This window comes from Salinicola salarius (assembly GCF_002179555.1).
Taxonomy (GTDB): Bacteria; Pseudomonadota; Gammaproteobacteria; order Pseudomonadales; family Halomonadaceae; genus Salinicola; species Salinicola salarius_A.
Window position 1 is genome coordinate 279,798 of sequence record NZ_NHOU01000002.1, and the last position, 21,388, is coordinate 301,185.

Below are 21,388 nucleotides of genomic sequence, written 5' to 3' on the forward strand. Positions count from 1 at the left end.
ACCAAAGGTCAGGCCTTTAGACATTAGAACCAACCCTGCCCTAGGAAGCAAAAAACTCGGAATCCAAACCGCCTTCAGGAGCCATCGGCCATGCGACTCGCCAACAAGACCGCGTTGATTACCGCCGCCGGCCAGGGTATCGGCCGAGCCACCGTCGAGCGATTTCTGGCCGAAGGTGCCCAGGTCATCGCCACCGACATCGATGCGGCCAAGCTGGAGGGGCTGGCGGGGGCTCAGTGCCATGCGCTCGATGTCACCGACGCGGAAGCCGTGCGGAGTCTGATCGAGTCGCTGCCGCCGCTGGACGTACTGTTCAATTGCGCCGGCACGGTGCCGAGCGGTTCGATCCTCGAATGCGAAGATGCCCAATGGGCCTTCGCCCAGCGGCTCAATGTGGACTCGATGTTCTACACCATTCGCGCTGCGCTGCCGGCAATGCTCGACAATGGCGGCGGCAGCATCATCAACATGTCGTCGCTGGCCTCCAGCGTGAAAGGCGTGGTCAACCGCTTTGCCTACGGCACCACCAAGGCTGCCGTCGTCGGGCTGACCAAATCCGTCGCCGCCGACTACATGACCCGCGGCATCCGCTGCAACGCGATCTGCCCAGGCACGGTCGACTCCCCCTCCCTGCGCGAACGGGTCGCCGAGCAGGCGCGCCAGCAGGGCCGCACCACCGACGAGGTCTTCGCCGAATTCATTGCCCGCCAGCCCATGGGCCGCCTGGGCAAGGTGGAGGAGATCGCGGCACTGGCGACGCATCTGGCCAGCGACGAATCCTCGTTCATCACCGGTACGGTGCAGTTGATCGACGGGGGCTGGTCGAATTGATGAGGGCACCTACAAACTACTGCGCTAGCCCATGCGGCGTTGGAATCCAGCTAAAACTGCTCATTTACAGACTCGTAAACTGCGCATTTTCGCTGGATTCCGCCTTGCCTGGCCTTCGCTCGCAACGTTTGTAGATACCCTCATTACGAATCATCCCATTTTTTACGTATAAGGAACTCCGCATGAAACTGCTACGCCACGGCCCCAAGGGTCAGGAAAAGCCCGGTATCGTCGATGCCAACGGCACTGTTCGCGATCTGTCCGGCAAGATCGATGACATCGCCGGCGACGTACTCTCCGATGCGGGTCTGGCGCAACTGGCGCAAATCGATACCGCCAGCCTGCCGGAAGTCGCCGCGGGTACGCGTCTCGGCCCCTGCGTCGGCCGCGTCGGCAAGTTCATCTGCATCGGCCTGAACTACTCCGACCACGCCGCGGAAACCGGCGCCGAGGTGCCCGCCGAGCCGGTGATCTTCAACAAGTGGACCAGCGCCATCTGTGGCCCCAACGACGACGTGGAGATCCCCCGCGGCTCGGAGAAGTCCGACTGGGAAGTCGAGCTCGGCGTGATCATCGGCAAGGGCGGGCGCTATATCGACGAAGCGGACGCCATGAACCATGTCGCCGGCTTCTGCGTGGTCAACGACGTCTCCGAACGCGAATACCAGCTCGAACGCTGCGGCACCTGGGACAAGGGCAAGGGATGCGACACCTTCGGCCCGCTCGGCCCGTGGCTCGTCACCCGTGACGAGATCGCCGATCCGCAGAATCTTTCGATGTGGCTCGAAGTCGACGGCAAGCGCTATCAGGACGGCTCGACCCAGACCATGGTGTTCCAGGTGCCGCATCTGGTCGCCTATCTCAGCCGCTTCATGAGCCTGCAGCCGGGCGACGTGATCTCCACCGGTACCCCGCCGGGCGTCGGCATGGGTCAAAACCCGAAGGTCTTCCTCAAACCGGGCCAGACCATGCGACTAGGGATCGAAGGGCTCGGCGAGCAGCAGCAGCGCTGCGTCGAGAGCTGATGGACTAGAACTGGACGCCCCCTCCGCCGGCATGCCGGAGGGGGTAGCAGGCCACTATTGGCCTGACCATTGGTCCTATAGGTCAATTTTAAGATCGCCATTCTTGGGAGCGCATACATGCAAGTCGTCGTCTGCTCGAAGCCGAACGAGATGACCCTCATCGACCGGCCGGTGCCCGATTGTGCGCCTGGCGAGGCCTTGGTAGCGATCCGCCGTGTCGGCATCTGCGGTACCGACATCCACGCCTTCGGCGGCAACCAGCCCTATTTCGTCTATCCCCGCGTGCTGGGCCACGAGCTCAGTGGCGAGGTGGTTTCCGCCGCCGACGGTGTCGATTCCGGCCTCGTCGGCCAGGCGGTCTACGTCATTCCCTATCTGCACTGCGGCGAGTGTCGGGCGTGTCGCCAGGGGCGCACCAACTGCTGTCAGCGTCTCGAAGTCGTTGGTGTGCATCGCGATGGCGGCATGGCGGAATATCTGAACGTGCCCGCCTCGCACTTGATTCCGGTGCCGTCGCTGTCGCCGAAACAGCTGGCCCTGGTCGAGTGCCAGGCGATCGGCGCCCATGCCATCCGGCGTGGCCAGGTCGAGAAAGACGAACTGGTCGTGGTGGTGGGCGCCGGGCCGATCGGCATCGGCGTGCTGCAGGTCGCCAGGAGTCGCGGCGCGCGGGTGGCAATGATCGATACCAATCGCGATCGCTTGGCCTTGTGTCGCGATGAACTCGGCGCGGACGCCGTCTGGCATGCCGTCGAAGACGACGTGATCGCGGAGATCGAAGCGATGAACGACGGCGCCCTGGCCGATGTCGTGTTCGATGCCACCGGCAACCCGAAGGCGATGAATCGCGGCTTCGATTTCGCCGGGCACGGCGGGCGCTACGTGCTGGTCAGCGTGGTCAAGGCCGACATCACCTTCAGCGACCCGGACTTCCACAAGAAGGAGCTGACGCTGCTGGGCAGCCGCAATGCCACGCGGGAAGACTTTGAGACCGTCACTCGCCTGATGACCAGCGGCGACATTCTCACCGAGCCGCTGATCACCCACCGGGGGCGACTCGAGGACCTGCCGACGTTGATGCCGCAGTGGTGCGCGCCCGGCAGTGGCGTGATCAAGGCAATGGTGACGCTCGAAAGCGCGGGCCACGACAGCACAGCGGAGCATCAAGCATGAATGACACCATCGGCACCGACAGCCCGGCTCGTATCACCCTGCGCATTCATCCACACGACAACGTGGCGGTGGCGCTGACCGACCTGCCCGCCGGTCGTCAGGTCGTCATCGACGACCACGCCGTCACGCTCGCCGACAACATCCGCCACAAGCACAAGTTCACGCTCGCGGCGCTGTCGCCGGGCGATATCGTCACCATGTACGGCGTGACCGTGGGCAAGGCAACGCGCGACATTCCCGAGGGCGGCGTGATCACCGTGGACAACGTCGCCCACGCCACGGAAAGCGACGAGGTCCGCCCCGGCAGCAAGTCGTGGACGCCGCCGGACGTGACGCGCTTCCAGGGCATGACCTTCGACGGTTTCCATCGCCCGGATGGTGGCGTCGGCACGGCCAACGTGTGGCTGGTGATTCCGCTGGTGTTCTGCGAGAACCGCAACATCGAGGTGCTGCGCCAGTGTGTCGCCGATGCGCTGGGCGATGACCCTTATCGTGACTACAAGCGCATGGCGCGCCAAATGCTGAGCGGCCAGAGCGACACGCCGGAGAGCGCCGATTCGTTCGACGCCACCGCGCCCAGACGTTTCCCCAACGTCGACGGCGTGCGCTTTCTGACCCATACCCTGGGCTGCGGCGGCACCGACGACGATGCCGAAGCGCTGTGCCAGTTGCTGGCCGGCTATATCTGCCATCCCAACGTGGCCGGCGCGACGGTACTGAGTCTCGGCTGTCAGAAGGCGCAGATTCAGATGCTCAAGGCGGCGGTGGCCAAACACGATCCGCAACGGTTGCGCACGGTGGACTATTTCGACCAGCAGTCCTCACCCAGCGAAGAAGCGCTGATTCGCAACGCCCTACAGTCGATCTTCGACGGTCTGGCAGCCGCCGACCGAATCCCGCGCCAACCGGCGCCGCTGGCCAAGCTCACGCTCGGCGTCGAGTGTGGCGGCTCCGACGGCTTTTCCGGCATCTCCGCCAACCCGCTGGTCGGCGCCGTGGTTGATCGCCTGGTCGCCCTCGGCGGCAGCGGCATTCTCAGCGAGTTTCCGGAACTGTGCGGGGTCGAGCACGAACTGGTCGCCCGCTGTACCGACGCCGCGGTCGCCGAACGTTTCCGCGATCTGATGCAGGCCTACCAGCGCCATGCCGCCGCGGTGGGGGCCGATTTCGCCATGAACCCGTCTCCGGGCAACATTCGCGACGGTTTGATCACCGATGCGATGAAATCCGCCGGTGCGGCCAAGAAAGGCGGCGACGGGCCGGTAGTCGACGTGCTCGATTACACCGAGCCGCACCGTCGCCCCGGTCTCAGCCTGCTCTGCTCGCCGGGCAACGACGTCGAATCGACCACCGCGCTGGCCGGCTCCGGCGCCAACCTGATCGTGTTCACCACCGGTCTCGGCACGCCCACCGGCAACCCGGTGACGCCAGTGCTCAAGATCGCCAGCAACAGCGAACTGGCGACCCGCATGCGCGACATCATCGATTTCGACGCCGGCCCCATCGTGCGCGGCGAACGCGGCATCGACGAGCTGGCCGAGGAGCTGCTGGCGCTGTGCATCGAGGTCGCGTCGGGACGCCATCGCTCGCATGCCCAGCGTCTCTCACAGCACGACTTCATTCCCTGGAAGCGCGGGGTGTCTCTATGAGCGCTTCGACACGGCTCTCGACGAGCGCGTCCGATTACCGCGACGCCGGTATCGTCCAGTTCGGCACCGGACGCTTCCTGCTCGCCCATGTCGATGCCCTGGTATCCGAATCGCTGGAGAAGGGAGACAGCGATGAGCGCATTCTGGTGGTGCAGAGCTCGACCCGCGAGGAAGGCAAGCGCAAGGCGCGCTTGCTCGCCGAGCAGCGCCGCTATCCCGTGCGGATTCGCGGTCGGCGCGACGGCGAAACGATTGATCGCAAGCAGACCGTCGACAGCATCGCCGGCTGCCTGATCGCCGCCGAACAGTGGGACGTGCTCAAGCGACACGTGGTCGAGCACGCCCGCATCATCGTCTCCAACACCGCCGACAACGGCTACGACATTGGAGACGACTCGAGTCTCGCGACAGTGCCGGCGAGCTTTCCCGGCAAGCTGACCCACCTGTTGCGGGCCCGCTTCGAAGCCGGTAACGATGGCCTGACGATCCTGCCCTGCGAGCTGATCGAGCAGAACGCCCGGCAGTTGAAGTCGCTGGTGACGACAATGGCCCGCCGCGACGGCGAGGCGACAGCCGATAACGCGGCGTTTCTCGACTGGCTGGACAACCGCTGCGTATGGGCCGACACGCTGGTCGACCGCATCGTCTCGGCGCCGCTCGAACCGCTCGGTGCCATCGCCGAACCCTATGCGCTCTGGGCCATTGCCCGCCAGCCGGGCATGGCGATCCCCTGCGTGCATCCGGATGTCGAGATCGTCGACGACCTGACCCCGCAGGCGATGTGCAAGCTGCACATTCTCAACCTGGCCCATACCTATCTGGTCGACCGATGGCAGCAAGCCGGTCGCCCGGTCGAGTTCGTGCGCGAGGCGATGGAGTGCGCCGCGCTGGTCGATCCGCTGCGTGCCACCCTCGAAGAGGAGGTGCTGCCGACGCTCGCCGCCGAACTGCCCATGAACCAGCTGGAGCCGTATCTGGCGGTAACGATGGAACGGTTCGCCAACCCCTTCCTCGATCACCGCCTCGACGATATCGCCCAGCATCACGCCGCCAAACTGCAGCGACGCCTGCAGCCGGTGGTGGATAAAGCACGCCTCCAAGGGCGCGCCACGCCCAGGCTCGACGAGGCGTTGAGCTGATGGCGACAACACGAAGCATCCAAGACGACAACATCCGGAGCACGCCAATGATCACCCAACGATTCTTCCGCTTCACCGCTTCACTCACCCTGGCCGGTCTGAGCACGCTCGCGCTCACGGGCATGGCCCAGGCTGCGACCGAAATCCGCGTCGCCTACGGCAATCAGCCCGGCGAGCCGGTCGATGTCGCGGTCAAGGAGTGGGCGAAAAGCGTCGAGAAAGCCAGCGACGGCGAGCTGACGCTGAAAGCCTTCCCCGCCAGCCAGCTCGGCGGCGAGACCGAAGTGATGGAGCAGGCGCGCTTCGGCTCGCCGCTGATCACCATTACCGCCTACTCCAACTTCATGAGTTCGGTGCCGGATCTGGCGGTACTGGACGCGCCGTATCTCTCCGACGATTTCGACAGCAAGCTCAAGGTCTTCGAGTCCGACTGGTTCGCCGAGCAGGAAAAGAAGGTCGAGGAATCCGGCTATCACATCGTGATTCCCAATTCCGTCTACGGGGTGCGCCACCTGCTTTCGCGAGAAGCGGTCTCGACGCCGGAGGATCTGGCCGGGGTCAAGGTGCGGGTGCAGAACTCGCCGATGTACGTCGCCGCAATCAAGGCAATGGGCGCGGTGCCCACGCCGATGTCGCTGGGCGATGTCTATCCGGCGCTGGCCCAGGGTTTGGTCGACGGCGTCGAGAACCCGCTGCCGGTGCTGTATGGCGGCAAGTTCTACGAGGTAGTGAAGAATCTCAATCTCACCGCCCACATGCATACGGTCGCGCCGTTCGTCACCGGTGAAGCGTTCTGGCAACAGCTGAGCCCGGAAGACCAGAAGATCCTCACCGAGACCGGTCAGGAGATGGCCAAGAACCTGCGCAGCCTGGTCGAGAAGGAGACCGACAAATCGCTTCAGCAGTTGAAGGATGCCGGCGTCCAGGTGCACGAGGTGGATACCGCCCCGTTCCGCGAGCGTGCCCAGCAGGAAGTCCCGGCGGCATTCCCGCAGTGGAGCGACGGGCTGTATCAGCAGGTCAGCGATATCATCAACGGCTGACAAAATCGCCGGGAGCGATTCTGGACATCGCACAGCGATGGTCCGAAAGGCGACCGTCAGGAATGGCGGTCGCAATCTCGAATCTTGCGCGGACTCGGCGTCCCCAGCGAATCGAGGCGTTGCGCGGGACTATCGACCCTCCTTTGTTTAACGCTGCGAAGTGAGCTGTTGCTCACGTCGTTAGGAGTTGAATATTCATGCAAACGTTTTTCAAGGCGCTCGACCGCCTGATGCGACTCGATGAGGTGATCGCCAGCCTGGCGCTGTTCGGGCTGTTCGTGGTCGCCATCGCCAACGTCTTCATGCGCTACCTGTTCTCGTCGCCGCTGGCCTGGAGCGAGGAGATCCTGCAGCTGTTGATGGTGTGGGCGACATTCCTCGGCGCCAGCGCACTGGTACGGCGCAACGAGCACGTGCTGATCGGCCTGCTCAACGACAGGTTGCCGGCAGCCGTTGCGCACTGGAACACGCGCATTTTCAACATCGGCATTGTCATGCTTTGCGCGGTGGCGATGCTTTTCTGGGGGCTGGAACTGCTGCCCTTCTCGCGTTTCCGCAGCACGCCGATGCTGCAGATCCCCTACTACTGGATTCACGTATCAATCCCCATCAGCGCAGCGCTGATGCTCTATCACAGTCTGGTGCGCCTGATCACCAATGACCGATTGATTGCCGACGAACGGGAACTGGCTCCGCCGCAAGCCACCCGTGACGTCGTTACCGCCAAGGAGTGATATCGATGGCCGTTGGAATCGCGCTCGCCGCGCTCTTCATCCTGTTCTGCCTGGGCACGCCGGTGGCCTTCGCGCTGTTTGCGTCGAGTCTGACCTACTTCCTCGTCGGTGCGGATCAGCCCATGGTAATGCTGATCCAGCGCCTCGCCGGCGGGCTGGAGTCCATTTCACTGCTGGCCATTCCGTTCTTCATCATGGCCGGGGTGTTCATGAACCACTCCGGCATCACCGAACGGCTGCTGACGCTGGCCGAACTGATGACCCGTCGAATGCACGGCGGTCTGGCGCAGGCCAACGTACTGTTGAGTACCTTCATGGGCGGTCTTTCCGGCTCCAACATCGCCGATGCCGCCATGAACGCCAAACTGCTGGTGCCGAGCATGACGGCTGCCGGCTACCCCAAGGCGTTCTCGAGCGCGATCACGGCCTCGTCGTCGCTGATCACGTCGACCATCCCGCCGGGGATCGCGCTGATCGTCTACGGCTACGTCAACAACGTCTCGATCGGGCGGCTGTTTCTGGCCGGTGTCGTGCCGGGCGTGCTGATGGCGGTCGCGATGATGGTACTGGTGTCGATCCAGTGTCGCCGCCTCGGCTATCAGAAGCCGCGCCGCGAACGTGTCACTCGTCACGAATGGATCAGCGTGACCCGCGCCGGGATCATCGCGCTGCTGCTGCCGGTGGTCGTCATCGGCGGCATCCGCGTCGGCATCTTCACGCCCACCGAAGCAGGCGCGATGGCCGTACTCTATGCGCTGATCGTCGGGCTGTTCGTGTATCGGCAGATGGGGCTGGGCAGCGTTGCGCTGGCGACGCGGGAGTCGCTGATGGCGTCGGTCAACGTGCTGTTCATCATCGCGGTCGCCTCGGGCTTCGCTCGCGTGCTGACCTGGGAGCAGATTCCCCAGCAGATCGCGCTGATGCTCTCCTCGGGCGTCGGCAGCGCGGTGGCGTTTCTACTGATCGCCAACGTCCTGCTGCTGGTTCTCGGCATGTTTCTGGAGGGCAACGCGATTCTGATCGTGCTCTCGCCGTTGCTGGCTCCCGTGGCGGCCCAGTTCGGTATCGACCCGGTGCACTTCGGTATCGTGTTCATCCTCAACGCCTCGATCGGCACCATTACGCCACCCCTGGGCACGGTGATGTTCACGACCTGCAGCATCACCGGCGTCTCGATCGGCGCCTTCATTCGCGCCATCGCGCCCTACTGGCTGCTGCTGGTCGCCCTGCTGCTGGTGGTGACCTTCGTACCGGCGATCTCGCTGGCGTTACCCAACTGGGTGTTCTGACCCGGGAGCGTGCCCTGAACGCAAGCCTCCGAGTACGACCATGGCCGTATGTCGGCCTTTCCCGGTCGCGCGTTCGGCGGCCGGACAGGTAAGATGAAGTCGAAACAGCCAATGTTGACCATACGGCTCAACCCACTTCGAAGGCCGGGATTCGACTGACGTGAAGGACACCTCGACAACGCGTTCCCCACGCCGGCCCAGCGTCGCTGAAGCGCTGGTCAGGGAGATCTTCGCCGGCCATTACCAGCCCGGCGAATTCGTGCCCAAGGAGATCGACCTCTGCGAGCAGTTCGCGCTCAACCGCTCGGCGGTGCGCAGCGATCTGCGCCAGTTGGTCGACGCCGGCATCATCGAGCGTATCTCCGGTTACGGCTCCCGCGTTCGGGATTATGCCGAGTGGAACATTCTCGACCCGCAGGTCACCGAGTGGATGGTGCGTTTCGCCACACCCAACCCGGGTATTCAGCGCGAGATCCTGACCTTCCGGCTCGACGTCGAGCCCTATGTGGCGATGACGGCGGCCAAGCGCGCCACGGCGAGGGATCTCGTGGCGATCGAAGAAGCCTTCGAAGGCATGGGCCGTGACTTCCACAACCCCGAATCGGCCAACCGCGGGAGGCTTCACAGCGACCACGACGTCGCCTTCCACGTAGCCATCTTCAAGGCGACCCACAACATCGTCTGGAAGCAGCTATCGCACATCCTGAAGCCCTCGATTCATCTACTGGTGGAGACCTCCAACGTCAGCGCCAGCGATCCTGAGCAGAGCCTGGAGCGCCACCGCCACTTGATGGAGTGCATTCGAACCCGGCGGCCCCGCGAGGCCTTCTTCGCCTCGGTGGCGGTTTTGCAGGGAACGGCCGACGCGCTGGGGATGGAGATGCCGGAGACCTTGCTGGGCGAAGTGCCGGCAGCCGTCGAGCGCTGAGCGCCGTCCTCGCGTGCCGGCAGCGCGATACCCAAGGAGCGCGGAAACTCGCATGCCTGCGATGCCCGCCTCGATCTCGTCAGAGGAGAACCAACATGGATTTCGGTATCAACGGCCGCTGGGCCATCGTCTGCGCCGCCAGCCAGGGACTGGGCAAGGGTTGCGCCGTTGCCTTGGCCAGGGAAGGGGTCAATCTGGTCATCAACTCGCGCCGGCAGGAGACGCTGGACGCCGTCGCCGAGGAGCTGCGCGCACTCGATCCGGCGATCGAAGTGCGTACAGTTGCCGGTGACATCGGCGATCCGGCCATCCGAGAGGCGGTGCTAAGCGCGCCGCCCCAGGTCGATATCCTGGTCAACAACAACGGTGGCCCGCCTCCCGGCGATTTCCGAGACTGGGAGCGGGACGACTGGATCGCGGCGCTGGACGCCAACATGCTGGCGCCCATTGCGTTGATTCAGGCCTGCGTCGATGGCATGGCCGAGCGCGGCTTCGGCCGGATCGTCAATATCACCTCGTCGGCGGTGAAAGCCCCGATCGACGTGCTCGGGCTCTCCAACGGTGCCCGCAGCGGCCTGACCGGATTCGTCGCCGGCACCGCTCGCCAGTCGAGACTGGCCAGCCGCAACGTCACCATCAACAACCTGATGCCGGGCGCCTTCGACACCCAGCGGCTGAGGGGCGGCATCGACAAGGCCGCCAGCAAGAGCGGCCGCACGCATGACGAGGTGGCACAAACGCGTCTGGACGCGATTCCCGCCCGCCGCTTCGGCAACCCCGAGGAGTTCGGCGAGGTCTGCGCCTTCCTCTGCAGCCGCCAGGCCGCCTACATGACCGGCCAGAACATCCTGCTCGACGGCGGCGCCTATCCAGGAACTTTTTAAGGCGCCCGAGACTGCGCCTCTATCTAAGACGCCCGAGACCGCGCCTCAATCTCGGTCGAGGCGCCCCGAGCCGCGCCTCTGTCCATCGCGCTCGGAGGCTAGCGCCGCCTTCTATAGCGCCCAATGCTGACCTTCGCTCGTAGCTCGTAGCTCGTAGCTCGTAGCTCGTAGCTCGTAGCTCGTAGCTCGTAGCTCGTAGCTCGTAGCTCGTAGCTCGTAGCTCGTAGCTCGTAGCTCGTAGCTCGTAGCTCGTAGCTCGTAGCTCGTAGCTCGTAGCTCGTAGCTCGTAGCTCGTAGCTCGTAGCTCGTAGCTCGTAGCTCGTAGCTCGTAGCTCGTAGCTCGTAGCTCGTAGCTCGTAGCTCGTAGCTCGTAGCTCGTAGCTCGTAGCTCGTAGCTCGTAGCTCGTAGCTCGTAGCTCGTAGCTCGTAGCTCGTAGCTCGTAGCTCGTAGCTCGTAGCTCGTAGCTCGTAGCTCGTAGCTCGTAGCTCGTAGCTCGTAGCTCGTAGCTCGTAGCTCGTAGCTCGTAGCTCGTAGCTCGTAGCTCGTAGCTCGTAGCTCGTAGCTCGTAGCTCGTAGCTCGTAGCTCGTAGCTCGTAGCTCGTAGCTCGTAGCTCGTAGCTCGTAGCTCGTAGCTCGTCGCTCGTAGCTCGTCAGTGATTATCTCGTGGCAAGTCCCAGGCAATCGCCCGGTACTTGGTCGCCGGCGCCAGGGTCATGCCGCGGTCGAGCTGTTCGACCATCGAACGCTGGATCTCCTGCCACGGGGTCTGGTGGTCGCGATACGGGTAGCCGCCGCTGGCTTCGAGCTTGGCGCGTCGCGCTGCCAGCTCCTCGTCGTCGATCAGCAGATTGGCCTCGCCCCGCTTGAGATCGATACGGATCCGGTCGCCGGTTTCGAGTAGCGCCAGGCCGCCGCCCGTCGCCGCTTCCGGCGAGGCGTTGAGAATCGAGGGCGAGCCGGAGGTTCCCGACTGGCGTCCGTCGCCCAGGCACGGCAGCGATTCGATGCCCTGCTTGATCAGCGCTTCCGGCGGCTGCATGTTGACCACCTCGGCGCCCCCGGGATGCCCCACCGGGCCGGCACCGCGCATCACCAGGATGGTGTTCTCGTCGATCTCGAGCGCCGGGTCGTCGATGCGCGCATGGTAGTCCTCGGAGCCGTCGAACACCGCGACCTTGCCTTCGAACGCTTCCGGATCGTCCGGATTGGAAAGAAAGCGGCGCCGGAAGTCTTCCGAGATGACGCTGGTCTTCATCAGCGCGGAATCGAACAGATTGCCCTTGAGATTGAGAAAGCCCGCCGATTCGACCAGCGGCTTGCCGTAGCGCAGGATGACGTCTTCGTCCTGAGTTTCCTGGCCGAAGCAGTTGGCATGCAGCGTCTGACCGTTGACCGTCAGCGCGGCGCCATGAAGTCGTCCTGCCGCCAACAGTTCATGAACCACCGCCGGGACTCCACCCGCCCGGTAGAACTCCTCGCCGAGATAGGCACCGGCCGGCATCACGTTCGCCAGCAGCGGCACGTCGTGACCCAGCCGCTGCCAGTCGTCGTTGGTCAGCTCGATTCCTGCGTGACGGGCGATCGCGTTGATGTGAACGGGGGCATTGCTCGAGCCGCCCAGTGCCGAACAGACGACGATGGCGTTCTCGAACGCTTCACGCGTCAGGATGTCGCTCGGACGCAGGTCTTCCCACACCATCTCGACGATGCGCGCCCCGGTGGCGTAGGCGACCATCGGTCGCTCCTTGTAGGGGGCGGGAATCATCGCCGAGCCGGGCAGACTCATGCCCAGCGCCTCGGCCATGGAGTTCATGGTCGACGCCGTGCCCATGGTGTTGCAGTGCCCCACAGAGGGCGCGGAATCGGCGATGCGGGCTAGAAACTCGGGATAGTCGATCTCGCCGGTGGCGAGACGCTTGCGCAGCTCCCACACGATGGTGCCGGAGCCGACGCGCTCCTTGCCGCGCCAGCCGTTGAGCATCGGCCCGCCGGAGAGCACGATCGCCGGGATGTCCGCCGTGGCGGCGGCCATCAGACAGGCCGGCGTGGTCTTGTCGCAGCCGGTGGTCAGCAGCACGCCGTCGAGCGGATAGCCGTGAAGCACCTCGACCAGACCGAGATAGGCGAGATTGCGATCCAGCGCGGCGGTGGGCCGGCGTACGTTCTCGTGAATCGGATGCAGCGGAAATTCGAACGGGACGCCGCCCGCCGCGCGGATACCCGCCTTGACCCGCTCCACCAGCTGGATGTGATGGCGGTTGCACGGCGTGAGATCGGAGCCGGACTGGGCGATACCGATGATCGGCTTGCCGGAAGAAAGCTCTTCCAGGGTGATGCCGTAGTTCATGTAACGCTCGAGGCACAGCGCCGTGGTGCCGGCGTGGTCAGGATTATCGAACCACCAGCGTGAACGGAGTTGATCGGGGGTTCGGCGGGGACGTTCGGTCATGATCGGGGCTCTCACAAACTTGTCACTGACTTGGCCGACGGGCCAGCGGCGTAAACGATCGCTGGCCCGGCCGGTGCTGAAGCATTGGTGCGTTGGGTCGGCGAACGCTTATAGCGCTTTTGCGGCCGCGTAGCCAAAATCCTCTTCGCTCCCGAGCGTGTTGCGCAGCGGGCGACCCAGTGCCGGCAGGTCGATCTCGTAGCGATCGCCCGGCTCGACCACGACCTTGTCGGCGAAGCTCAGTGTCGCGGTGCCGAAGAAATGGACATGAACGTCGCCGGGACGGCGGAAGTTGCGATACTTGAAGTGGTGATGCTCGAGGTTCGCCAGGCTGTGAGCCATGTTGCCCTCGCCGGTCAAAAACGGCTTCTCCCATAGCGTGCGACCGTCGCGCACGATGCGGCTGGTGCCTTCCAGGTTCTCCGGCAGCTCGCCGATGAAGAGCTCCGGGCCGAAACTGCAGGCGCGCAGCTTGGAGTGCGCCAGCCACAGGTAGTTGAAGCGCTCGGTGACGTGATCCGAGAATTCGTTGCCGATGGCGTAACCGACGCGCCAGGGCGTGCCGTCCTGGCCGACGACATAAAGCCCGGCCAGCTCCGGCTCCTCGCCAGCATCCTGGGCGAACGCCGGGGACGGGATGTCGGTTTCCGGCGCCACCACGCAGTCGCCATCCCCCTTGTAGAACCATTCCGGCTGCGGCCCGACTTCCCCCGCCTTCGGCTTGCCGGCCTCGATGCCCATGCGGAACATGCGCATGGAGTCGGTGAGTTCACTTTCCTCGACCCTGTCAGGCGAGGACATAGCGGCAGCGTGCATCGCCGAACGGGTATCGGCGCTGCCGAGATGCGTCAGCCCCGTTCCCGTGACCAGGCAGTGCGCCGGATCCGAATGCGTCAATGGCGGCAGCAGGCGACGCTCGGCGACGATCTGCGCGTAGTCGAGACGCTTCTCGGTTAGCGCCGATTCGACTACCGCGGTCAGCGGCTTGCCCTCGTCGATGGCGCGTCTGGCCAGACCGTAGACGCCCTCGTCGGCGTCGACGACCTGGACCTCCCGTTCATCGATGACCATCGCCACGGTCAGTTGGTCGTCGTTCAGGCACTGTATCAGGCGCATCGTTCTTCTCCTCCATCGCTCATCGGTCATTGCCACCACGACGTCTCGACCACCCTGGCGGGACGTCTCGAATCTCATCCGGCTGGCCACCCGGCCCGGCGTCGGCGCCTCGTGACGCAACGGCCGCCGTTTATCACCTGACGCCTATGTTGAACATATGAAAAATAAGTACAACATAGACTTTCGGAGCAAATACCTCCGAAGCGAACCGGCGTAATCTAGCGGTGAAGGTCATTGTTCGGCACGAAGGGTTTCTCCACGATTTGCCTGACGATATTGATTAGCCAGAATAAAACTGCCTTCATCCGATCCGTTTTCAGCATGTCGCGTCACCAGAAAGGCATGGCCATGGTTTCGCAGTTATACCAATGTCTAGCCAATACGCATATTGCACTCAATGGTCATAAACCATAGCTTCATTGAGCGAAATGCAGGTTCATAACCACACAAAATATCCCCGCCGAGGAACATGCCATGAAGACGTCAATAACCAGAAGTCATCTCGCAGGATTGCTCGGATTGTCGTTACTGCTGCCGCTGCCGGCAATGGCCGACTATCCCGAGAAGCCGATTACGTTGATCGTTCCCTGGGCGGCCGGCGGGGGCACCGACGCGACCGCTCGAACCATCGCTGCCGCGCTGGAAGAGGAGCTGGGTCAGACGGTCAATGTGGTCAACCGAACCGGCGGGAGTGGCGTGGTCGGACATACCGCCATGGCCATGGCCAAGCCGGATGGCTATACGCTCGGTCTGATCACCGGCGAGATCAACATGATGCACTGGCAGGGACTGACGCAGCTCACCTACCAGGACTACACGCCGATCGCCCAGATCAACTACGACTACGCCGGCATCCAGGTCGCCGCCGACGGCCCGTTCGACTCGGTCGAATCGCTGGTCGAACAGGTCAAGAACGAGCCTGCCCGAACCTATACCGCTTCCGGTACCGGACAGGGTGGCGTCTGGCATCTGGCCTTCGCCGGCTTCCTGCTGGATCAGGGAATGGAGGCCGATCGCGTCTCGTGGATACCCAGCCAGGGCTCGGCCCCGGCGATGACCGAAATGGCAGCCGGCAGTATCGATATCGTCCCGAGCTCGGTCCCCGAAGGGCGCTCGATGATCGATGCTGGCAAGGCCAGGAGCCTGGCGATCATGGCGCCGGAGCGGCTCGACAGCTTCCCCGACGTCCCGACTTTGAAGGAAGCGATCGGCAGCGACTACGCCATCGGCGAATGGCGCGGCATCGCCGGTCCCAAGGGGATGGATCCGGCCGTCGTCGAGACCCTCGAGAAAGCGGTCGAAGCTGCCTACAACAGCGACACCTACCAGAACTTCATGGCCAAGCAGGGCTTCGGCACTGAATGGCGGGGCGCGGACGATTTCGGCAAGCTCATGGCCGAACAGGACGAGCGCTTCGGCAAGATCGTCGAACAGGTAGGTCTGGCCAAGTGATCCGACGACCCGACCGGGAGACGACCTCATGAGAGATTTCCTGCTCGGACTGGCGTTCATGATCGGCGGCGGCGTGGTCATTGCCGTCGCCCAGACCTATCCGACCATGCCGGCGCTGCAGTTCGGCCCGTCACTGTTCCCCTCGCTGATCGGCGGGGGAATGGTGGTCGGCGGGCTGCTGCTGGCACTGACTCGGGTGGGTCAACTCAGGAACGCGCTCGCCGGTCCTCGCGCGGGTCCACACACCCTGGCGACGCGCTACGATTACCGCGGCCTGTTGATCTCGCTGCTGCCCTGCGTGCTGATCGTGTTCTACATCCTGGCCAGTGAATTTCTGGGCGCGCCGCTGTGTATGGCGGTGAGCATGCTGGTCCTGATGCTGATGCGTGGCGCCAGGCTATGGCTTGCGCTGATCGTCTCGATCATCGTCGCCGTGGCAATCTATGTGCTGTTCTCGCGCTACCTGCTGATCCCGCTGCCGGAAGGCACCCTTTTCTCCCAAACCCTTCCCTTCGCCTGGTGACTGCTCATGGACGCTTTTCTGCAAGGCCTGGCAATGGTGTTCAACCTCCAGACGATGCTGGTCATCGTCGCGGCGGCCGTTTTCGGGCTCTTCGTCGGTGCCATACCCGGCTTGACCGCTACCATGGCGGTGGCACTGCTGGTGCCGATCACGTTCTATATGGATGCCACCCCGGCCATCGCCGCGATCGTGGCGACGTCGGCGATGGCGATTTTCGCCGGTGATATCCCCGGCACCTATCTCAACATTCCCGGCACGCCGGCATCGGCGGCCTACGTCGGTGAATCCTATCGACTCGCGCAGAAGGGGCGCGCCCGCGAAACGCTGGGCACCAACCTGGTCTGTTCGGTCATTGGCGGGCTGTTCGGCACGATGGTGCTGGTGTTCGTGTCACCCTCGCTGGCCGAAATGGCGCTCAATTTCAGCTCCTTCGAATACTTCTGGCTGGCGCTGCTGGGCCTGAGCAGCTCGATCTTCATCGCCATCGGATCCCGGGTCAAAGCCTTCCTGTCGCTGACGGTGGGCCTGCTGCTGTCGACCGTGGGGCTGGACATGATGAGCGGTGCGCCCCGCTTCACCTTCGGCGTTCCCGACCTGATGGCCGGGATCAACTTCATCCCGGTGATGATCGGCATGTTCGCGCTGAACGAGATCATGATGTTCTACGGCTCGCGGGTCGAGGAACGCCATGTCCCGGTGACAGCGAAGGACAGCGTCTTCCTCAAGGCGCCGGGGCACATCAAGACCTACTGGCGTAACGTCCTGCGTGGCAGCTCCCTCGGTACGCTGATCGGCGCGCTACCCGGTGCCGGAGCGGACATCGCCGCCTGGATCGCCTACGCACTGGGCAAGAGCCGCTCCAAGGAGAAGGAAAAATACGGCACGGGCCATATCGAGGGTATCGTCGACGCCAGCTCCGCCAACAACTCCGGCATCAGCGGCGCTTGGGTCCCGGCGCTGGTGTTCGGCATCCCCGGCGACACCATTACCGCCATCGTCATCGGCGTGCTCTACATGAAGGGCATGAACCCCGGCCCGACGATCTTCATGAATGGCGGCGGTCAGGTCTATGCGCTGTTCACGGTGTTCTTCGTCGCCAACCTGATCATGCTGCCCATCGGCTATCTCGCCATCCGCGCCTCGAAGGTGTTCATCCTGACACCGCGCAAGATCCTGATGCCGGTCATCCTGAGCTTCTGCATCGTCGGCGCCTTCGCCATCAACAACTCGATCACCGATATCTGGATCATGCTGATCATCGGACTGGTGGCCTTCGTGCTCGCCCGCAACGACTTCCCGATGGCCCCCGCCATTCTCGGACTGGTGCTCGGCAGTACCCTGGAGAACAGCTTCATGAGCTCGATGCTGAAATCCAACGGCGACCTGCTAGCCTTCTTCGAGCGGCCGATCAGCGCCGCGCTGGGCGCGCTGGTCATCCTGATATGGCTGTTGCCTTCACTGATCCGCCTGTTCCGCCGCTGGCGTAGCACGCCACAACCCAGCCACAAGCCGAGGTCCTCATGACCCGATATGATGCCGCCGCCCTGCATTCGACGCTGGTTACCCTGTTCGAGGAAAACGGCGTAAGCCCGGAGGTGGCGGAAACCACCGCACGCATTCTGGTCGAGGGGGACCTGCTCGGCCATCACACCCATGGGGTGAAGCTGGCCAACGGCTACCTCAAGGATCTCAAGGCGGGCCATGCCTGCGGCGATCACGAACGGCTCGAAATCCAGCAGAACAGCCCGGTCGCGGCGCTGTTCGACGGCCACTACCTGCTGGGGCCGTACCTCGTCCAGCGTGCGCTGGACCACTGCCGCGAGGCGGCCACCACCTTCGGCATCGGCATGGTCAGCCTCAAGCGCTCGCATCACATCGCCTGCCTGGCGGCGTACCTGCAGCCGTTGGTCGAGGCCAACCTGGTGCCGCTGATCCTGACCTCGGACCCGGCGGTCGCCTCCGTCGCCCCTTATGGTGGGCTGGATCGCGTCTACACGCCGAACCCATTGGCGATCGGCATTCCGGGGCGCGAGCAGCCGATGCTGATCGACGTCAGCATGTCGACCATCACGAACGGCACCGTGGGCAAGACCCGCGCGGCCGGCGAAAAACTCGACCATCCGGCGATCCTGACCGGCCAAGGCGAGATCAGCGACGACCCCGAGGACTACTTCGCCTCGCCCGAAGGGAGCATTCTGCCGCTGGGGGAACTCGCCTTCGGCCACAAGGGCTTCGCGCTGGGGCTGATGGTCGAAGCGCTGACCTCCGCCCTGTCCGGTTTCGGCCGCAAGGACGCCCCCGAGGGCTGGGGCGCTTCGGTGATGGTGATGGTGATCGATCCGGCCCGCTTCGGCGGCACCGAGTCGTTTCTCGACGAGACCGATCATGTCGCCAGACGCTGCCTCGACAGCCGGCCGCGCGACCCCGCCAGGCCGGTGCGTCTGCCCGGTCAGTCCGGCCTGGCCCGGCGCCGGGACTATCTCGACAACGGCATTCCCCTGCCCTCGGACGTGGTCGAGGCCATGCGCGATGCCGTGGCAGACTCATCTCTGGCCGGCAAGACAGCCTTCGGCTAGGCACTGTCTGAAAAGTACTGCGCTCGCCCATGCGGCGTTAAAAATCGGCTGGAGCGCCAGCCCGGTCAAAATGCTCATTTACACCCTGTAAACTGGAGCGCCAGCCCGGTCCGCTTTCGCCGATTTTTGCCTTGCCTGGCCTTCGCTCGTCGACTTTTCAGACAGCACCTAACAAGCACACATCCCTTTCGACTCGACAGGAGCTCTGTTTTTCATGACCCAACCCAATGATCCCGGTCGCCTTCACGACAACTGTCTTCCCGAAGATGCCGATCAGGCGCTGCTGGTGGGGCGCGTCTGGCTGACCAGCGATGATGGCCGCGCCGGCCCGGCGCTGGTAGCGCTGCGCGGCGAGGTATTGGTCGACCTTTCCGAGCATGTCTCGACCATGGCCGACCTGCTGGAACGCGACGACGCCGCCTGGCTCGCCCGTGAAGCGCCGGGTAACAGCGTTGGCACGCTGGCAGAAGTGCTCGCCAACAGCCACGGGGACGCACCGCGCGCGCCCTATCTGCTGGCCCCCTGCGACGTGCAGGCGATCAAGGCGTGCGGCGTGACCTTTGCGGTCAGCCTGCTGGAGCGGGTGATCGAGGAGCAGGCGGGCGGCGATCTCAAGCGCGCTGCCGAACTGCGTCAGGAGATTCAGTCGCTGATCGGTGGCGATCTGTCGCGGATCAAGCCGGGCTCGGAAGAGGCGATGGCGCTCAAGGCGGAGCTGCAGGCGCGTGGCGGCTGGTCGCAGTACATGGAAGTGGGTATCGGCCCCGATGCCGAGGTGTTCTCCAAGGCGCAGCCGCTGTCCGCCGTCGGTCATGGCGCCCGCGTCGGGCTGCACCCCGCCTCCGAGTGGAACAATCCGGAGCCGGAGATCGTGCTGGCTGTAGACGCACAGGGGCAAGTGCGTGGCGCCACGCTGGGCAACGACGTCAATCTGCGCGACGTCGAGGGTCGCAGCGCCCTGCTGCTGGGCAAGGCCAAGGACAACAACGCCTCCTGTTCGATCGGGCCGTTCATCCGGCTGTTCGACGAGCACTTCGGCATCGACGACGTGCGCAATGCACAGGTATCACTGCGCATCGAGGGCGCGGACGACGACTTCCTGCTGGAAGGACAGAGCGACATGCGCGAGATCAGCCGCGATCCGCTGGATCTGGTGGCGCAGACCTACGGCGTCCATCATCAGTACCCGGATGGCTTCATGCTGTTTCTCGGTACCATGTTCTCGCCGATTCAGGACCGTGACGGCGAAGGCCAGGGCTTCACTCACCACATCGGTGACCGGGTGACCATCTCGACGCCCAGGCTGGGGTCGCTGAGCAACGTCGTCGATCGCAGCGACCGCCTACCGCCCTGGACTTTCGGCATCCGCGCATTGCTGGCTCACCTCGGGCAGCACTGACGCCGGTTCGGCGTGAGCCCGAAGCCATCGCTTCTGCCTCTGCTGCCGACGCTGCCTTGGCGTCGGCAGTTAAAATTCAGGGTTCGTCACGCATCAACAGCGTATCGATGAACTCGCCAACCACATCGGAAATCTCCTCTCCCTTGCGGGTCAACACGCCGTAGTAGCCCAGCGGTTCGCCGATCACCAGCGGCAGCGCGGTGAACTTGCCCGCCGAAATGGCCGTCTTGAGCACCGATGTCGGCAGCAGGGCGATGGCATCCGACGAGCTGACCAGTTGCAGCGTGGTCTGCGTCGAGGTGGTTTCCACCACGTTGCGCGGCGTCGCGACTCCGGCTTCGGCCAGCGCCACCTCGAACAACCCCCGCATGGGGCTGCTCATGGGATGCAGCACCCAGGGCCAGCGCACGACCTCGCCCAGGCCGGGCGGGCGCTCGCACAGCGGGTGCCCCGCCCGCACCACGATCGAGACCGGCTCTGCCTGAAGAGGCAGGAAGTCGAACAGGTGATGCTGAGCGTGTTCTGTCACGCGTCCGATGACCACGTCCAGCCGTTTGTACTCCAGGTCCGCCAGCAGCCGATCGCTGGAATTCTCGAACAGGCTGACCGCCAGTTGCGGCCGTCGCGACTTGATCGTGGTGATCGCCTTGGGCAACAGCAGCGGTGCCGCGCCAGGGACCGCGCCAATGACCAGCTTGCCGTGGCCCCCTTCACGCAGCGATACCAGATCGTCTATCAGCCGATCGGTGTCGTTGAGGATCGTCCGGGCGTAACGCACCAGCAGCCGCCCGGCGTCGGTGATCTCCATGCTGCGAGGCTGGCGATAGAACAGCGTCATGCCGAAAAAGGTCTCGATATCCTTGAGCATCTTGCTGGCCGCCGGCTGGCTCATGTTCATATGGCGAGACGTGGCGTGGAGATTGCGACTTTCGTCCAACGTGACAAGCAACGCGAGATGCTTGATACGCAGCCAACCCTTGACGTGATTACGACTATCGTTGGACATCATTCCGATCCGGATAAGCCTTTGGTCAAAGACAATAACCCCCGGTTATCGAGGTTGCAAAAAAAAAGATTGGTCAGCGGCAACGAGCGCCAATTAGTCTGACAAGACATCGCCAAAAGGCAGCCAGCGCTCACGATGGCTTTTCTTGAAATAGCCGCACCAATTAACTG

At 63.9% G+C, this 21,388-nt stretch carries 18 protein-coding genes; 15 read left to right on the forward strand and 3 right to left on the reverse strand.

Annotation, left to right across the window (positions count from 1 at the left end; translation table 11 throughout):
• Positions 1 to 90: 90 nt before the first annotated feature.
• The 10 genes from CCD76_RS02945 (at position 91) to CCD76_RS02990 (ending at position 10,695) form a co-directional block, all read left to right on the forward strand.
• Positions 91 to 831: an SDR family oxidoreductase gene (locus CCD76_RS02945; protein ID WP_087718032.1), complete on the forward strand. Its 741-nt coding sequence runs from the start codon at positions 91 to 93 to the stop codon at positions 829 to 831.
• 182 nt (positions 832 to 1,013) lie between these two features.
• The gene (locus tag CCD76_RS02950; protein ID WP_087718033.1) at positions 1,014 to 1,856 is read left to right on the forward strand and encodes a fumarylacetoacetate hydrolase family protein; all 843 of its coding nucleotides are present in this window, start codon (positions 1,014 to 1,016) and stop codon (positions 1,854 to 1,856) included.
• Positions 1,857 to 1,973: 117 nt separating this feature from the next.
• Positions 1,974 to 3,029, forward strand: coding sequence for a zinc-binding alcohol dehydrogenase family protein (locus CCD76_RS02955; RefSeq protein WP_087718034.1), 1,056 nt, complete (start codon positions 1,974 to 1,976; stop codon positions 3,027 to 3,029).
• Positions 3,026 to 4,678 carry a UxaA family hydrolase gene (locus tag CCD76_RS02960; RefSeq protein ID WP_087718035.1) on the forward strand — a complete coding sequence of 551 codons (1,653 nt, stop codon included), beginning with the start codon at positions 3,026 to 3,028 and terminating at the stop codon, positions 4,676 to 4,678. Before CCD76_RS02955 ends, CCD76_RS02960 begins: the two co-directional genes overlap by 4 nt.
• A complete protein-coding gene (locus tag CCD76_RS02965) occupies positions 4,675 to 5,817 on the forward strand; it encodes a mannitol dehydrogenase (RefSeq protein WP_087718036.1) in 1,143 nt (380 codons plus the stop codon). The genes CCD76_RS02960 and CCD76_RS02965 overlap by 4 nt, the downstream gene beginning before the upstream one ends.
• A gap of 47 nt (positions 5,818 to 5,864) precedes the next feature.
• Positions 5,865 to 6,860, forward strand: a complete 996-nt coding sequence (locus CCD76_RS02970; protein ID WP_087718037.1) for a C4-dicarboxylate TRAP transporter substrate-binding protein — start codon at positions 5,865 to 5,867, stop codon at positions 6,858 to 6,860.
• A 197-nt stretch (positions 6,861 to 7,057) separates the two neighbouring features.
• Positions 7,058 to 7,594: a TRAP transporter small permease gene (locus CCD76_RS02975; RefSeq protein ID WP_087718038.1), complete on the forward strand. Its 537-nt coding sequence runs from the start codon at positions 7,058 to 7,060 to the stop codon at positions 7,592 to 7,594.
• A 5-nt stretch (positions 7,595 to 7,599) separates the two neighbouring features.
• Entirely contained in the window at positions 7,600 to 8,883 is a 1,284-nt protein-coding gene (locus CCD76_RS02980; RefSeq protein ID WP_087718039.1) for a TRAP transporter large permease, read from the forward strand.
• A gap of 160 nt (positions 8,884 to 9,043) precedes the next feature.
• The gene (locus tag CCD76_RS02985) at positions 9,044 to 9,811 is read left to right on the forward strand and encodes a FadR/GntR family transcriptional regulator (RefSeq protein WP_087718040.1); all 768 of its coding nucleotides are present in this window, start codon (positions 9,044 to 9,046) and stop codon (positions 9,809 to 9,811) included.
• Positions 9,812 to 9,906: 95 nt separating this feature from the next.
• On the forward strand, positions 9,907 to 10,695 hold the full coding sequence (locus tag CCD76_RS02990; protein ID WP_087718041.1) for an SDR family oxidoreductase: 789 nt from the start codon (positions 9,907 to 9,909) through the stop codon (positions 10,693 to 10,695).
• Positions 10,696 to 11,346: 651 nt separating this feature from the next.
• Here the strand turns inward: CCD76_RS02990 and CCD76_RS03000 are convergent.
• Both CCD76_RS03000 and araD1 read right to left on the reverse strand, forming a co-directional pair.
• A complete protein-coding gene (locus CCD76_RS03000; protein ID WP_087718043.1) occupies positions 11,347 to 13,146 on the reverse strand; it encodes an IlvD/Edd family dehydratase in 1,800 nt (599 codons plus the stop codon).
• Positions 13,147 to 13,254: 108 nt separating this feature from the next.
• Positions 13,255 to 14,262: an AraD1 family protein gene (araD1, locus tag CCD76_RS03005; RefSeq protein WP_087718044.1), complete on the reverse strand. Its 1,008-nt coding sequence runs from the start codon at positions 14,260 to 14,262 to the stop codon at positions 13,255 to 13,257.
• A gap of 474 nt (positions 14,263 to 14,736) precedes the next feature.
• Between araD1 and CCD76_RS03010 the strand changes: the two genes are divergently transcribed.
• The 5 genes from CCD76_RS03010 (at position 14,737) to CCD76_RS03030 (ending at position 20,212) form a co-directional block, all read left to right on the forward strand.
• Entirely contained in the window at positions 14,737 to 15,714 is a 978-nt protein-coding gene (locus CCD76_RS03010; protein ID WP_087718045.1) for a tripartite tricarboxylate transporter substrate binding protein, read from the forward strand.
• Between the two features lie 28 nt (positions 15,715 to 15,742).
• Positions 15,743 to 16,237, forward strand: coding sequence for a tripartite tricarboxylate transporter TctB family protein (locus CCD76_RS03015; protein WP_087718046.1), 495 nt, complete (start codon positions 15,743 to 15,745; stop codon positions 16,235 to 16,237).
• Between the two features lie 6 nt (positions 16,238 to 16,243).
• Positions 16,244 to 17,761 (forward strand): tripartite tricarboxylate transporter permease, encoded by a 1,518-nt coding sequence (locus CCD76_RS03020; RefSeq protein WP_087718047.1) that lies wholly within the window; start codon positions 16,244 to 16,246, stop codon positions 17,759 to 17,761.
• The gene (locus CCD76_RS03025; RefSeq protein WP_087718048.1) at positions 17,758 to 18,813 is read left to right on the forward strand and encodes an Ldh family oxidoreductase; all 1,056 of its coding nucleotides are present in this window, start codon (positions 17,758 to 17,760) and stop codon (positions 18,811 to 18,813) included. Before CCD76_RS03020 ends, CCD76_RS03025 begins: the two co-directional genes overlap by 4 nt.
• Positions 18,814 to 19,027: 214 nt before the next feature.
• Complete coding sequence (locus tag CCD76_RS03030; RefSeq protein ID WP_087718049.1) at positions 19,028 to 20,212, forward strand: fumarylacetoacetate hydrolase family protein; 1,185 nt, start codon at positions 19,028 to 19,030, stop codon at positions 20,210 to 20,212.
• 76 nt (positions 20,213 to 20,288) lie between these two features.
• On the opposite strand, the gene CCD76_RS03035 is transcribed toward CCD76_RS03030, so the two are convergent.
• Positions 20,289 to 21,218 (reverse strand): LysR substrate-binding domain-containing protein, encoded by a 930-nt coding sequence (locus CCD76_RS03035; RefSeq protein WP_179208823.1) that lies wholly within the window; start codon positions 21,216 to 21,218, stop codon positions 20,289 to 20,291.
• Positions 21,219 to 21,388 lie beyond the last annotated feature (170 nt).

What these genes read in the sequence shown, in the direction of transcription:
- CCD76_RS02990 (WP_087718041.1), top strand. Translation starts at nt 9,907, where the DNA reads ATGGATTTCGGTATCAACGGCCGCTGGGCCATCGTCTGCGCCGCCAGC.
- CCD76_RS02960 (WP_087718035.1), top strand. Translation starts at nt 3,026, where the DNA reads ATGAATGACACCATCGGCACCGACAGCCCGGCTCGTATCACCCTGCGC.
- araD1 (WP_087718044.1), bottom strand. Translation starts at nt 14,262, where the DNA reads ATGCGCCTGATACAGTGCCTGAACGACGACCAACTGACCGTGGCGATG.
- CCD76_RS02955 (WP_087718034.1), top strand. Translation starts at nt 1,974, where the DNA reads ATGCAAGTCGTCGTCTGCTCGAAGCCGAACGAGATGACCCTCATCGAC.
- CCD76_RS03020 (WP_087718047.1), top strand. Translation starts at nt 16,244, where the DNA reads ATGGACGCTTTTCTGCAAGGCCTGGCAATGGTGTTCAACCTCCAGACG.
- CCD76_RS02965 (WP_087718036.1), top strand. Translation starts at nt 4,675, where the DNA reads ATGAGCGCTTCGACACGGCTCTCGACGAGCGCGTCCGATTACCGCGAC.
- CCD76_RS02970 (WP_087718037.1), top strand. Translation starts at nt 5,865, where the DNA reads ATGATCACCCAACGATTCTTCCGCTTCACCGCTTCACTCACCCTGGCC.
- CCD76_RS03015 (WP_087718046.1), top strand. Translation starts at nt 15,743, where the DNA reads ATGAGAGATTTCCTGCTCGGACTGGCGTTCATGATCGGCGGCGGCGTG.
- CCD76_RS03035 (WP_179208823.1), bottom strand. Translation starts at nt 21,218, where the DNA reads ATGTCCAACGATAGTCGTAATCACGTCAAGGGTTGGCTGCGTATCAAG.
- CCD76_RS03010 (WP_087718045.1), top strand. Translation starts at nt 14,737, where the DNA reads ATGAAGACGTCAATAACCAGAAGTCATCTCGCAGGATTGCTCGGATTG.
- CCD76_RS03000 (WP_087718043.1), bottom strand. Translation starts at nt 13,146, where the DNA reads ATGACCGAACGTCCCCGCCGAACCCCCGATCAACTCCGTTCACGCTGG.
- CCD76_RS02950 (WP_087718033.1), top strand. Translation starts at nt 1,014, where the DNA reads ATGAAACTGCTACGCCACGGCCCCAAGGGTCAGGAAAAGCCCGGTATC.
- CCD76_RS02975 (WP_087718038.1), top strand. Translation starts at nt 7,058, where the DNA reads ATGCAAACGTTTTTCAAGGCGCTCGACCGCCTGATGCGACTCGATGAG.
- CCD76_RS02980 (WP_087718039.1), top strand. Translation starts at nt 7,600, where the DNA reads ATGGCCGTTGGAATCGCGCTCGCCGCGCTCTTCATCCTGTTCTGCCTG.
- CCD76_RS03025 (WP_087718048.1), top strand. Translation starts at nt 17,758, where the DNA reads ATGACCCGATATGATGCCGCCGCCCTGCATTCGACGCTGGTTACCCTG.
- CCD76_RS02945 (WP_087718032.1), top strand. Translation starts at nt 91, where the DNA reads ATGCGACTCGCCAACAAGACCGCGTTGATTACCGCCGCCGGCCAGGGT.
- CCD76_RS03030 (WP_087718049.1), top strand. Translation starts at nt 19,028, where the DNA reads ATGACCCAACCCAATGATCCCGGTCGCCTTCACGACAACTGTCTTCCC.